This is a genomic window from Thauera carbonicopians (assembly GCF_025699485.1).
Lineage (GTDB): Bacteria > Pseudomonadota > Gammaproteobacteria > Burkholderiales > Rhodocyclaceae > Thauera.
In genome coordinates this window covers 384,510-396,809 of record NZ_JANUXN010000003.1, presented here as the reverse complement: position 1 = coordinate 396,809, position 12,300 = coordinate 384,510, and the positions used below count along the sequence as shown (strand labels likewise).

11 protein-coding genes are annotated in these 12,300 nt (G+C 63.4%); 4 read left to right on the top strand and 7 right to left on the bottom strand.

Annotation, left to right across the window (positions count from 1 at the left end; genetic code table 11):
• Positions 1-71: 71 nt before the first annotated feature.
• The 6 genes from NX068_RS06815 to NX068_RS06790 all read right to left on the bottom strand — a co-directional run bounded on the left by NX068_RS06815 (position 72) and on the right by NX068_RS06790 (position 7,071).
• On the bottom strand, positions 72-1,760 hold the full coding sequence (locus NX068_RS06815; RefSeq protein WP_263460534.1) for a surface lipoprotein assembly modifier: 1,689 nt from the start codon (positions 1,758-1,760) through the stop codon (positions 72-74).
• A gap of 54 nt (positions 1,761-1,814) precedes the next feature.
• The gene (locus NX068_RS06810; protein WP_263460533.1) at positions 1,815-2,318 is read right to left on the bottom strand and encodes a factor H binding protein domain-containing protein; all 504 of its coding nucleotides are present in this window, start codon (positions 2,316-2,318) and stop codon (positions 1,815-1,817) included.
• On the bottom strand, positions 2,315-2,599 hold the full coding sequence (locus NX068_RS06805; RefSeq protein WP_263460532.1) for a hypothetical protein: 285 nt from the start codon (positions 2,597-2,599) through the stop codon (positions 2,315-2,317). Before NX068_RS06805 ends, NX068_RS06810 begins: the two co-directional genes overlap by 4 nt.
• 84 nt (positions 2,600-2,683) lie before the next feature.
• Positions 2,684-5,320, bottom strand: a complete 2,637-nt coding sequence (locus NX068_RS06800; protein ID WP_263460531.1) for a TonB-dependent siderophore receptor — start codon at positions 5,318-5,320, stop codon at positions 2,684-2,686.
• 166 nt (positions 5,321-5,486) lie between these two features.
• On the bottom strand, positions 5,487-6,518 hold the full coding sequence (locus tag NX068_RS06795; RefSeq protein WP_263460530.1) for a FecR domain-containing protein: 1,032 nt from the start codon (positions 6,516-6,518) through the stop codon (positions 5,487-5,489).
• A gap of 34 nt (positions 6,519-6,552) precedes the next feature.
• On the bottom strand, positions 6,553-7,071 hold the full coding sequence (locus NX068_RS06790) for a sigma-70 family RNA polymerase sigma factor (RefSeq protein WP_263460529.1): 519 nt from the start codon (positions 7,069-7,071) through the stop codon (positions 6,553-6,555).
• A gap of 303 nt (positions 7,072-7,374) precedes the next feature.
• Between NX068_RS06790 and NX068_RS06785 the strand changes: the two genes are divergently transcribed.
• Genes NX068_RS06785 through NX068_RS06775 form a run of 3 tightly spaced genes read left to right on the top strand, consistent with a single transcriptional unit; the run spans position 7,375 to position 9,810 of the window.
• A complete protein-coding gene (locus NX068_RS06785; RefSeq protein ID WP_263460528.1) occupies positions 7,375-7,629 on the top strand; it encodes an AbrB/MazE/SpoVT family DNA-binding domain-containing protein in 255 nt (84 codons plus the stop codon).
• Complete coding sequence (locus NX068_RS06780) at positions 7,626-8,039, top strand: type II toxin-antitoxin system VapC family toxin (protein ID WP_263460527.1); 414 nt, start codon at positions 7,626-7,628, stop codon at positions 8,037-8,039. Before NX068_RS06785 ends, NX068_RS06780 begins: the two co-directional genes overlap by 4 nt.
• 25 nt (positions 8,040-8,064) lie before the next feature.
• Entirely contained in the window at positions 8,065-9,810 is a 1,746-nt protein-coding gene (locus NX068_RS06775; RefSeq protein ID WP_263460526.1) for an ABC1 kinase family protein, read from the top strand.
• Positions 9,811-9,910: 100 nt separating this feature from the next.
• On the opposite strand, the gene NX068_RS06770 is transcribed toward NX068_RS06775, so the two are convergent.
• On the bottom strand, positions 9,911-10,612 hold the full coding sequence (locus tag NX068_RS06770; RefSeq protein WP_263460525.1) for a TetR/AcrR family transcriptional regulator: 702 nt from the start codon (positions 10,610-10,612) through the stop codon (positions 9,911-9,913).
• 73 nt (positions 10,613-10,685) lie between these two features.
• On the opposite strand from NX068_RS06770, the gene NX068_RS06765 reads away from it, so the two are divergent.
• Positions 10,686-12,281, top strand: a complete 1,596-nt coding sequence (locus tag NX068_RS06765) for a 4-hydroxyphenylacetate 3-hydroxylase family protein (protein WP_263460524.1) — start codon at positions 10,686-10,688, stop codon at positions 12,279-12,281.
• Positions 12,282-12,300: the final 19 nt, after the last annotated feature.

Here is a 12,300-nt window from a genome sequence, read left to right as displayed (position 1 = left end):
GTGCGGCAATCAGTACGACATCGGAAACGAGCACGACGGTTCTTCCTCGGAAAATGAATGTACAGGCCGCTTCAGAAGCGCCGCTCCGCGGTCAGCATCCACTGCCGTACCGTACGCGAGTACAGCTCGGCGATGTTGCTGTCCACCTTCTCGAACTGGAAACCCAGCTTCGTCTCGAAACCCGCCATGTTCAGCCCGGCGTGGCCGATGTTGAGCATCGCGTTCAGGCGGCGGTCGCGGCGCTGGTGCGCAAACAGCGGATGCACACCCTCATGGCGGCGAAACGCCAACTGCACGTTGCCGCTCAGGTTCAGGCCCTTGTCCCACTGCGTCGAGAAGCCCCCATTGAGACCGCGCTGCTCGAACGACTCCGTCCGGACCGACACACGCTCGCGCTGCCAGACCAGCCCGCCGAACACTGCCGTGTTCGGCGAAATCACCCGCAGCAGCCCCGGCACCACGCTCAGCGCATGGCCGTCATAGTCGTCCAGCGCCTCGTCCACATAATCCTTGTCCATCCAGCGCACATGCAGCGTGGCCTGCCAGCCTGGCGACAGCCAGCGGCCATGCCCCGCGGCCACGCCGTGGCTGTTCACGTAGCGCTTCCCGTCCAGCCAGCGCAGTTCCAGCACCGGCCCCGCATACAGCCAGGAGCGGGCATCCTGCCAGCGGTAGGCCAGGTTAAGCGACACCGCGTTCTCGTTGAATTCCTGCGCGCTAGAATAATGCAGCCCGTCGGCCGAAAGCTCCCAACTCAGGAAATGGTTGCCCTGCAGGTTCCACTCCTGATCCAGCGTCAGACCATAGTTCAGCCCAGCCGACGAGCGCGGCATGAATTCCGCGTTCTTCTCGAATATCCAGCCGCCCAGTTCCAGATAACGATCGTCGCTCGCCTGGTTCACATTGTAGTTGTGCAGCAGCCTCAGCCGCAGGCGCTTGTTCACCCGTTCGCGCTGCACAATCTGCGCCAGGTACTGGCGCGCCATTTCCTGAAAGTTCCGGTCCACCAGCGGGTTGCCGACCGTATCGGCAAACAGCTCGCGCGCTTCGCGGTGCTCGCGGTTCTCGAACAGCATCGCCGCCAGATCGAAACGCACATAATCCAGACCGGCATCGCGCGCCAGCATCCCGCGGTACTGCTCGATCGCCTCCGCCTGGCGGCCCTGCTGGCGCAGCAAGGCGCCTTCCACATAGCTGACCATTTGCGCATCGTGCCGGAACGACTGCCGGTACAGCGGCAGCACCCGTGCCAGCGTCGGCCAGTCGCGCTGCTGCAGCGCGGTGTTGATGATGATCTCGGCAATCTGCGGGTTGGCCTTCACGTCCTCGTCGCTCAACTCGACGGGTTTGTCCGCGCCGGCTTCGGCGCTGCCCGCCGCGTCAGGCGCCGCGTGCTCCGGGGCACGATACTGCTCGGACCAGTCGGGCGAGAGAGTGCGCAGGTTGTCGATCGGTTCGCCCAGCGTGGCCGGCAGGCTCGGCTGCGCCAGCGCACTGCCGCTGAAGAGGCCGCCCCAAGGCAGGACGAAAACCAGCAAAAGCGGAATGCACCAATGGACGGCGCTGCGGCCGGTTTGCCGAAAAAAACGAAGAAAGTGCATCGGAATGGGCACCAGGCCGTGCATGCCGAACTCAGCCTGCATGCAGCCCCTGTAGCAATGAGGAAAAAAAGAAAAAGGACGCCGGTCGATGCATCGAATGACCGACGTCCAACACTTGGCCAGGCAAGGATGGAGCATCCCTGCCTGGCTGTATGCCATGGATTTGGCTGTTCAAATCAGGCTTTTGTCACTGCTGCTGGTGGCAAGCCTGAATCAACGCTTGCCGGCGAAGGCGTAGCCGCTGATTCGGGGCTGAAGCGTACCGCCGTAGATGCCGCCGGCAACCTCCTGGGCATTGGGGCCGAAGACACCCAGGTCATACTGGGCAGTATGGCTCTCGGAACCCGTTGCATTGCTCGCCGTGGCGGTGACGTTGCCACCGCTGACGCCCAGGCGTCCATCCGGTTGCGTCGTGATGGCTGCGGAATGCAGAGTGCCTGCCAGGGTGAAATTGCCGATACCTGAGCCACCGGAGCCTGTCACACCGCTGAACGAGCCCTGGCCTGTTGCCGCACCCGCCGCATTGACTGTGATGGTGTAGGCAAACGTGCCTTCCGTGCCCGGAATATGATTGAACGTCACCCCGCTGTAGTTATACGTCACATTGCTGGGAAGCGAAGTGGTGAACTGGCCAACCACGTCCTTGACGAACTGGCGGTTGGTAGCAGGAGCGGGAGGGAATGGGAAAATAGGAGCGGAAGCGATGTTGCCAATCACCGTCGAAACGCCTGCTTGTAGAAGCGGTAGGACACAGTTCTAAGGGCGCCGTCAACAACCTGCAGAGAAGTCGCAGGAGTGGTGAAGCCGCTGGGCAGACTATTTACATTAAACGTGCTGCCAGCACCATAGGTATTGCCACCATAACTGAATGTGCCGAGGTAATTGGTGCCGAAAGTGAAGGCCGTCTGATTCTGGGAAAAACCAACCCCAGCCGATGCGACAGCGGAAACGGCGGAAAGAGCGACAACTGCGGCCGCCTTGAGTGCGAATTTACGCATGAGAACTCCAGGAAAATAGGAAAACGTAAAACAAAAAATGCTTGAGTGTGTCCTGCTATGCGATAGCATCCTCCTTGTTTCGGTTTAGAAACTGGCATTTAAGGAGAAGGTGTAGCTTCTGGGCGAACCGTAGTAACTGCCGGCATAATCCATTTTGTAGACCTTGTCGAAGACGTTTCCAATATTCAGACCAGCGGTAATGTTCTTGCTGATCCGGTGCCGCGCCATCAGATCAAGAACGGCATAGCCCCCTTGATCAGCAAATCCGTTGTATGTGCCAGGACGGTCGGTACCCATACGAGATTTGCTCTTGAAGCGCCAACGGCCGCCCAATGTCAGCTTTTCGTCGAGCTGATAACTGGCGCCGATGTTGACCGTATGCCTCGGCCGGGCATAATCCATCGACTCCCCGTAATTGAAATACGACGAGTGATCGGGGAGAGCGCCATCGAGATCGACATGCAGATAGGTGTACCCCGCATTGAGCATCAGTTTCGGCGTCGGCCTGCCTGCCACCGAGAGATCAATGCCCGTTATTAGCGGGCCTTGATTGTTGTAATTAAGGTCGCAGTACCCGCCGTTCACCGGGTGCGTGCAGCCTTGTACCGGTGCTGGCACAGCGTCGCTGTACATGGTTGCGACTTTCTTCTGTTTCATTCGGAACACCGCTGCATGCAGGTTCAAGGCGTTGTCGTACAGCGCGCTCTTGATGCCGGCCTCGAAGGAATTGCCCTCCTTGGGCTCCAGGAGGTAATAACCCCGACCGGCTTTCCAGCCCACCTGGCTCTGCGGGTTGTAGGTGCCGGTATAGCTGGCATACATGGACGTACTCGGACTGATGTCGTAGATGGCACCGACGTAGGGAATGAATTTTTGATTGGGTGCTTCGCGGTAGGATCTGTTGAAAAACCACTGCGTACATCCAGGTGCATGTTGAGTACCGCAACCTCTGAGGTAGGCATCGGAAGCGCGTTCATAGTGGCTGTAGCGCGTACCAAGGATGAATTTAAGCCGCTCGATCGGCTCGAATTTGGCGGTGAGAAAATAACCCCATTGCTTGTCCTTGACGTCGGTATAGAACGTCTGCACACCCAATACATCCCTGGGCAATGAACTTTGATGGGTAACATTCTCCGGCCAAGGCTGGACACCATTGTTCCATTGATCCTCGAAAATCACATCACCATAGAGATTCAATTGGCCGGGATAGCCTCGCACCAAGGTGTCACCTTTGTAGCCATTGACGCCAAACGCCACCTGTGCCTCGCGCCCGAACCACTCGAACGTGCCGGTCGCGGTCAGATCCAGGTTGTGCAATTTGTGTTCGTTGTTGGAACGCCCATAGCCGTAGCCGAACACCCCGTAATCCGACCAGTAATTGGTCAACTGGCCATAGACTTGGTCGTTCGTGCCGCGGGTATGCTGATAGCTTGCCTGTACCTTCCATCGATCGTTGAATTCGTGCTTCAGATCAATGAAGACATTCCGGCTGTTCAGATCCACATAAGACCACTGTGTGGCGGCATTGAAACTGCGGCCGAAATCCACGGTGCCCACGGTTTCAGCAGTCATGGGATCCACGTTTAAACCGGAGACGCCGCCAGACTTCGCCGCGTCATCCAGCCGCTTCTCGAACCAGGTGCCGCCCAGGGTCAGAGTGCTCCTGCTGCCCAGGTCGGCCTCGACGACGCCATAAAGCAGCTTGCTCTTGTCTTCCACCCGGTCGATCCAGTGGTCGCCCTGGCCATACGCGGCCACCAGCCTGCCGCGCAGGCTGCCGTCTTCGTTGAAGGGGCGTGACAGATCCACCTCTGCCCTCGCCTTGTTCCAGCGCCCGTAGCTGAGCTTGGCGCTGCTTTGAGGCGTATAGCCGGGACGCTTGCGCACGAAGTTGATGCTGGCCGAAGGGTCGCCGGTGCCGCTGGACAGGCCGGTCGAGCCGCGCACGATCTCGACCCGCTCGTAGATGGCCGTGTCGTGGCCGGCCAACTGGCTCATGCCGCCGCCGAAGGCGCCGCTGCGGGTGGGCATGCCGTCGATCATCAGGTTGGTGATCTCGTAGCCGCGCGAGTAGAAGGTGGTCTCGCCCGCGCCAGGCACGCCGGTCTGCACGACGGAGATGCCGGGCGTGGATTCGAGGATGTCCTGCACCGAGGTGAGGTTCTGCTCCTCGATCTGGCGCTGGGTGATGATAGTCATGCTCTGCGGCGTTTCCTTGATGGAAAGGTCGAGCTTGGTGGCGCTGGTAGAGCGGCTGACGGTGTAGTTGGTCCGGGCTTCTTCCGCCGGGCTGGGCGACAGTGCGGGTTCGGTGACGACCACCGCGCCCAGCGTGCTGATACCGCTGGAGGGGATCCGCTGCAGGGTGTATTCATTGCCGGTGCCGCGCACGGCTTGCAAGCCGGTACCGGCAAGCAGCCGATTCAGGGCCTGCGGCGCGGAGTGATTGCCGCTCAACCCCGGACTGCGCAGGCCAGCCGTCAAGCTGCCGTCGACGACGATCTGCATGCCTGACTGGCGGCCGAAGCGGCTCAGAGCCTGGTCCAGCGGCCCTGCGGGAATGTCGAAGCGGTGTGGCGCGACGGCGGCGCTTTCCTGCGCCATGGCAACACCGGGCAGCGAGATCGCGGTGCAGGCGCAGAGGCTGAACAGGGCATGGGCGACCGGCGTGAGGATGGATGGCTTCGCTGGCGAGCGGCGCAGCGGGCGATGAAGCGGCATGTGCGGATCCTTGGGGGCTGCGTGGTTGATCCCGCCCCATGGGGGCGGCCGACACGCTGGATGCCGCATGGCGTTTCAGCCCTTCGCATCCAGCGTTCGGAAGTACAGCCGGACGAAACGCAAAAAACTGCCGTTTTTTTCAGGGGACCTGCTTCCCTCGCCTGTTTCAGGCTTCCGGCCGGGCCTCGATGCTGATCCAGTAGCGGGTCAGGCGAAGGATGAGCACGGGCAGGTGTTGCTCCAGGGAGACGAGGATGTGGCCGGTGGGGTCGGCCGGGTCGGGTCCGTCCAGGGGCCAGGCGCCGGTCAGGCGCAGATCGGCAACGTTGCCGGCACAGCGCAGGCGGCCAGGGCGGTAGCGGCCCAGGTCGGCAAGGAAGTCGGCGAGACGCATGCCTTCCGCAGTGATGAAGCCGTCGGTCCATGCCAGGCGCGATTCGTCCAGCGGCGCCGGCGGTGCGGAGTGCGTGGGCGTAAAACGGGTCTGCAGTCCTGCGGCAAGGCGCAAGCTTCTGCCGGCTGCGGCGGGGTGGATGTCGACCGCGCCTTCGACGACGGCGACCGAGCAGGTGCCGCTGTCTTCGCGGCGTACGGCGAAGCGGGTGCCGACCGGGCGGAGCAGGCCGGCAGCGGTGTCGACGACGAGGGGGCGGGCCGGGTCTGGCGCGGTAGCGACCAGAATTTCGCCCTGATGCAGGATGATGCGGCGCTCTTCGGCGGTCTGGCGGATGTCGATGGACGTGGCCGTATTGAGCAGCAGTTGGGTGCCGTCATCCAGCATTCTCCGGCTGCGCTGCCCTGTCGCGGTGCGGGCATCGGCCAGCATGCTGTCCAGATGGCCGGACCATGGCGGCTGCCCGTGCAGGACGTGCAGCACGGCAGTGCTTGTGCCGATGGCCGCCAGGCCGTAGAGCAGTGCGCGTCGCTTGCCTTGCAGGCTTCCGGCACGATTCAGGGCGTCGCGGGCAAGCGGCGACGGAACCCGAAGGGCGCTGTCCTGGAGGCGGCTGCCGATGCCCAGCATGCGCTGCCACGCCACAGCGTGGTCCGGGCTGGCATCGTGCCAGCGAGCAAATTCGACATTGCCGCCTTCATCGCGTGGATTGGACGAAAGGCGGACATACCAGGCGATGGCTTGTTCGACCACGGCTTCCGGCAGTTTGCCGCCATTGCCGGCGGAGTCGGGCAACGGATTCATGGTGACGGCGGCCGGTGGGCAGTGGGTTCACCGCTCAGCATGGGTAAAGTACCCGGTAGCAATTGACCAGCGCCCGGCTCATGGCTTTCTGCACGACATTGACGGTGGTGCCGAGTTGGGCGGCAATCTGGGGATAGGTGAGGCCGTCGAGCTGGGACAGCAGGAAAATGGTGCGCGTCCTCGGCGGCAGGCCATCGAGCAGGCGGGAGATTTCTTCCAGGGTCTCGATGATCAGGCTGCGCTCCTCGGGCGAGGGAGCGAGCGGCATGGGTTGCGCAGCGAGCGTTTCCAGCCAGGCCTGCTCCAGGGCCTGACGGCGCCAGTGGTCGTCGAGAAGGCCGCCGCCGATGCGAACGAGATATGCCCGGGGTTCGCGAATCTCGCCGATGTCGTGCGACTTGCCGAGTATGCGCACGAAGACGTCATGCGCCAGATCGGCTGCGCGGTGGCTGTTGCCGAGCTTCTTGCGCAGCCAGTTCTGCAGCCAGCCATGGTGTTCGATATACAGTTCGGCGACGCTGCCTGGAGAAACAGTGTTGTTTGCAGAGGACATGGAAAGAACCTGTGTGTCGGACAGCATGCCCGGGGGTTGAGGGACAGGCTGGTCGGAACACGCTCGTCACGAATTCGGCTTCCGGTGTTCCTGAACATAGAGTCCTTGCGAACGGCGCTCGAAAATTATTCATTACGATGTAAATAATGAGAATTATTTACATCGTCAAGCGGATTCTTTCTTGACATCGCTCTGCTGTCAAGACGATGTGATGTGCGCAGGGTACGGTAGAAATTGATACCGCCTTGTCTTACCAGTAAGACAAGAATAGGATGAGCGGCAGCTTCCCCCTCGGAGTACGCCATGACCACGGTCATCCTTTCGTCCAAAGGCCAACTGGTGCTGCCCGCCGAGGTGCGGCAGCACTTTGGCCTGACCCCCGGCAGCCGGCTCGAACTGGTCGAGGAACCGGACGGCATCCGGCTGATCGTTCCCCATCCTGCGCCCCAGGCAGACGTGGAGTCCGGCTACGGCATGCTCAAGCCTAGATCCAAGGGCAAGCCGCGGCGTCTGGCGGATTTCGATGCCGCCGGTCTGCTTGCCAAAGCCAAGCCATGAAAGCCGTCGACACCAATGTGCTGGCACGCTTCTTCGTGGATGATCCGGACGACCCGGAAGCCGCGCGCCAGCGCCCTGCGGCGCTGGAGGCCATGCGGGGCCGTGTGTTCGTTTCCGTGACGGTGATGCTGGAGCTGGAATGGGTGCTGCGCGGCTTCTACGAATTGCCGCGTGCTTCCATCCACCGCGCCCTGAGCGCGCTGTGCACGTATGGCAACGTCGTCGTCGAAGACCGTGCCCGCGTGCTGGCTGCCTTGCAGGCGTTCGAGCAGGGACTGGACTTTGCCGACGCGCTGCATCTGAGCCGCGCCGCATCCTGCACGGCGCTGCTGACGTTCGACAAGCGCTTCATCAAGCGGGCGTCCAGCCTGCCGGATGCCATTCCATGCGAGCAGCCTCGCTCGTCCTGATGATGCTCCCGTGTGAGGAAACGCGATGTTCTGGCAGGCTCTGACCACGATGCGCGATCTGGGGCGCTTGCACGAAATCGCCTCGATCCTGGTCCGTTACGGATTCGGCGACATCGTGCGGCGGATGGGGCTGGCCAACGCCCTGGAGCGCACGGGGACGGCGCTGCACTGGAGTGAAGCGGCCGACTTCGCCCACATGACGCCGCCCGAACGGGTGCGGCGGGCGCTGGAAGACATGGGGCCGGCCTTCGTCAAGCTCGGCCAGGTACTCGCGACCCGGGTCGATCTGCTCGAACCCGAATGGATCGCCGAATTCGGGAAACTGCAGGACAGCGCGCCGCCCGCCCCCTGGGCTGCCGTGCATCAGCAGCTCAGCGAAGACCTCGGCGCGCCACCCGAGGAAATCTTCGCCGCGTTCGAGCCCGAGCCGCTGGCAGCCGGCTCGATTGCACAGGTACATCGAGCGCGCCTCGACGACGGCAGCGAAGTCGTGGTCAAGGTGCGGCGGCCGGGCATTCGCCCGATTCTGGAAGCCGACCTGCGCTGGCTTGCACGCCTGGCCGAACTCGCCGAGGCGGAGAGCCCCGAATGGCGTGTCCTGCACCCACGGGAGATGGTGCGCCAGTTCGCCCAGTCGCTGCGCAACGAACTCGACTTCGCCGGCGAATGCCGCAATGCCGATCGCATCGCAAGAAACTTCGCGGGCTATGCCGACCAGGACTCGGCTGCTGCCGTTCCCGGCAGCGGGGAGCCGGATTCCGCCGGTGACCCGGCCATCATCGTCATTCCCCGCGTCCATTGGCAATGGACCGGCGAGCGGGTCTGCGTACAGGAATTCATCGGCGGTATTTCCGGGCGCAGGCTGCAAGCCATCGACCAAGCCGGTCTGGACCGCAAGCTTCTCGCCCGGCGCGGCGCCAATGCCGTACTAAAAATGATCGTCGAGGATGGGCTGTTCCACGCCGACCCTCACCCGGGCAACGTGTTCTACCTGCCGGGCAATCGCATCGCCTTCATCGACTTCGGCATGGTCGGCAGGCTGTCGGAGGAGCGCCGCGACGAGCTGATCCGGCTGATGCTGGGGCTGGTGAAGAACGACGCCCGCAGCGTCGTCGACGTCATGCTCGAATGGGCGAACGACGGTGCGGCAAATGAACAGGAGCTGCTGCTGGAAATCCAGTCCTTCGTCGATCGCTACCACGGCGTGCCACTGAAGCAGCTGCGCCTGAGCGAGATGCTGACCGATCTGGTCGCAATCCCGCGCCGGCATCATCTCGTGCTGCCCAACGATCTGGCCTTGCTGGTCAAGGCCTTCGTCACCCTCGAAGGCCTGGGCCGCGAACTCGACCCCGGTTTCGACATCGCCAGCCAGGCCCTGCCCCTGCTGGAGCGTGCCATGCAGGCACGCTACTCCCCGGCCGCACTGCTCAAACGGGGAAAACAGTCAGCAACCGAGGTGTTCTCACTGCTGGCGAGCTTGCCCCAGGATCTCTCCCGCCTGCTGCGCCTTGCCCGTCGCGGCCGGCTGGAAATGCACATCGACGTCCCCCACCTGAAACGGCTCGGCGATCAACTCGATCGCGCCGCCAACCGACTCGTACTCGGGATCGTCGTCGCCGCGCTCATCGTCGGCTCGTCCATCGTCATGACCGTGCCGGGCGGGCCGACGCTCCTGGGCTTGCCGGTCTTCGGACTCGTCGGCTTTCTCGGCGCGATGGTCGGCGGCGTATGGCTTCTGCTCTCCATTCTGCGCAGCGGAAAAGGGCCATGAGTGCTGATGGGGCGACAAATGCCTGCAACGCGGTCAAATCTGGTGCAGGCACTCGCGGGGATGCGGGTCCATGTAAGCGGCATCCGCCAGCCGCACGCCCCTACGTCGCCGGCAGCCGCCGGACGAGCGAATCCATGTAGCGCTCGAACAGCAGGTCCGGATTCTGCCTGAACAGCCGGATCCGCCCGGTGTTGTTCAGCACCAGCACACCGACGATGTGGGCGAACGCCGCGGTGGTCTCGGCCACCGCCTCGTCGGCATCCAGGCCCAGCACCATCAACTGCTGCTCGACCGGCTGCAGCGCGGCCATCAACCGTTCGTTCAACTGCTGGTTCAGTGCCGGCGTCAGGCCCCGCGGCTTGACGCCGTCGAACAGGTAGAAGCCCAGATCCAGCTCCTTCGGGTTGTCGCGGTAGAACACGTAGAAGGCGGTGGCCTTGGCCCGCAGCAACTCGACCGGCCCGGCGGCGCCCGCCCCCGCCGCATCGACGACGCCGTTCAAGCGCTGCAGCGACTCGCCGAGCAGCGCGCCGTAGATCTCTTCCAGGTTGGCGAAGTAGCTGTAGATCGCGCCCGGCGTGTAGCCCGCCCGCTTTGCGATCTCCCGCAGGCTCGCGCCATCCAGCCCCAGCTCGAAGAAGGCCGAGCGCGCCGCATCCAGGATCAGTTCGCGGCGCGCCTGGTTGAGGGTGTTCTCCCTGAGTGCCTTCGATTCCGCCCGCGACTCTGTTGTCGACTCGGCTTTGGCTGCGCGGGCGCGCGCTCGGGGCGGATTCTGGCGAGTAGTCGTTGACTTGGGCATGAGCAGAATTCTACACTGCACGACACATTGAACACTGTTCAATACAATCAACGACACTCAGAAAGGAGCCACCATGTCTGCCACCAACACCAGCGGCCTGATGGACGGCCGGCAATTCCGGGAATCCCTGCGGAAGTACGAGCCCGTCGTCTATGTCGATGGCCAACGGATCGAATCGGTTGTCGATGCTCCTTCGCTGCAGCCCGGCATCAACGCCCTCGCCGTCACCTACGACTTCGCCCACGACCCCGCGCTGGCACCGCTGATGCTCGCGAAGCAGACGGCCTCGGGCAAGACGGTCAACCGCATGCTGCACGTCAACGAATCGGCCGGCGATCTGCTCAACAAGCTCGAAGCGGTCCGCGTGCTCTGCCAGGAGACGGGCTGTGCGCAGCGCTATCTGGCGCACGACGCCCTCAACGGCATCGGCCAGGCGATGGCCAAGCTGGACGATGCCAGGGGTTCGACCGAATACCGCGCGAAGTTCGCCGCCTATCTGCAGAAGGTGCAGGACGAAGACCTGACGCTGGGCATCGCGATGACGGACGCCAAGGGCGACCGCAGCAAGCGCCCCAACCAGCAGCTGAACCAGGACGTCTATGTCCACGTCGTCGAACGCAATGCCAAAGGCATCGTCATTTCCGGCACCAAGGCCATCGTCACCGGCGCGCCCTACGTGCATGAATTCCTCGTCATGCCCTCGCGCAACATGCGCGAAGACGACAAGGATTTCGCCCTCTGCTGTGCGGTGCCGGTCGATGCGCCGGGCATCACCATCGTCGCCCGCCCGGCCGGACGCCCCGGCGAGAAGCCCGAGCACGGCGCGCCGCTGTTCTCGCGCAAGTACGGCCAATCGACCGGCGTGGTGATCTTCGACAAGGTCTTCGTGCCCTGGGAGCGCGTGTTCCTGGCCGGCGAGTGGGAATTCTCCGGCGACGTCACCTACAACTACGCCACCCACCACCGCCACAGCTGCATCGGCGCGCGGGCGGGTTTCGGCGACCTGCTGATCGGCGCCGGCGCCCTGATGTGCGAAGCCAACGGCCTCGACCCGGACAGGAAGGCCAATCTGCGCGACCCGATGGTCGAGCTGATCAAGATCACCGAAGGCTTCTACGCCTGCGGCGTGGCCGCGAGCGTCTATTCGGTGCAGGACCCGTACTCGAAGAGCTTCATGCCCGAGCCGGTGTATTCGAACATCGGCAAGCTGCTGCTCTCCACCCAGATCTACGACATGCACCGGCTCGCCCACGAAGTCTCCGGCGGCCTGATCGTCGCCCTGCCGGGGCCGGACGAGGACCACAACCCGGCCACGGCGGCGACGCTGGCCGAAGTGCTGCGCGCCAACCCGGCCGTCCCCTACGACAAGCGGATCGAAGTATCCCGCTTCATCGAAGACCTGACCGCCTCCTACCAGGGCGGCTGGTACTCCCTGATCAGCCTGCACGGCGGCGGCTCGCCGACCGCGCTGAAGCAGGAAATCTGGCGCAACTACCCGGTCGGCAACAAGGTCGAGTTGGTCGAGCGCCTGCTCGAACGCGGCGTGCTGGCCGAGGACGGCCGTTCGATCAGCAAGAACAAGCAGCCCGGGCGCTGCTGCGACGCCGGCTGCAGCCAGCCCGGCCAGCCGGTGATGGTGCCGCTGCCGAAGGTCGGCAAGGACGCCTGAAAACCGGCGCCAGCATCAG

Excerpts from the sequence above, each read along its gene's own strand:
- NX068_RS06805 (WP_263460532.1), bottom strand. The coding sequence starts at position 2,599 with ATGCGTAAATTCGCACTCAAGGCGGCCGCAGTTGTCGCTCTTTCCGCC.
- NX068_RS06785 (WP_263460528.1), top strand. The coding sequence starts at position 7,375 with ATGACCACGGTCATCCTTTCGTCCAAAGGCCAACTGGTGCTGCCCGCC.
- NX068_RS06795 (WP_263460530.1), bottom strand. The coding sequence starts at position 6,518 with ATGAATCCGTTGCCCGACTCCGCCGGCAATGGCGGCAAACTGCCGGAA.
- NX068_RS06800 (WP_263460531.1), bottom strand. The coding sequence starts at position 5,320 with ATGCCGCTTCATCGCCCGCTGCGCCGCTCGCCAGCGAAGCCATCCATC.
- NX068_RS06780 (WP_263460527.1), top strand. The coding sequence starts at position 7,626 with ATGAAAGCCGTCGACACCAATGTGCTGGCACGCTTCTTCGTGGATGAT.
- NX068_RS06765 (WP_263460524.1), top strand. The coding sequence starts at position 10,686 with ATGTCTGCCACCAACACCAGCGGCCTGATGGACGGCCGGCAATTCCGG.
- NX068_RS06775 (WP_263460526.1), top strand. The coding sequence starts at position 8,065 with ATGTTCTGGCAGGCTCTGACCACGATGCGCGATCTGGGGCGCTTGCAC.
- NX068_RS06770 (WP_263460525.1), bottom strand. The coding sequence starts at position 10,612 with ATGCCCAAGTCAACGACTACTCGCCAGAATCCGCCCCGAGCGCGCGCC.
- NX068_RS06815 (WP_263460534.1), bottom strand. The coding sequence starts at position 1,760 with ATGGCATACAGCCAGGCAGGGATGCTCCATCCTTGCCTGGCCAAGTGT.
- NX068_RS06790 (WP_263460529.1), bottom strand. The coding sequence starts at position 7,071 with ATGTCCTCTGCAAACAACACTGTTTCTCCAGGCAGCGTCGCCGAACTG.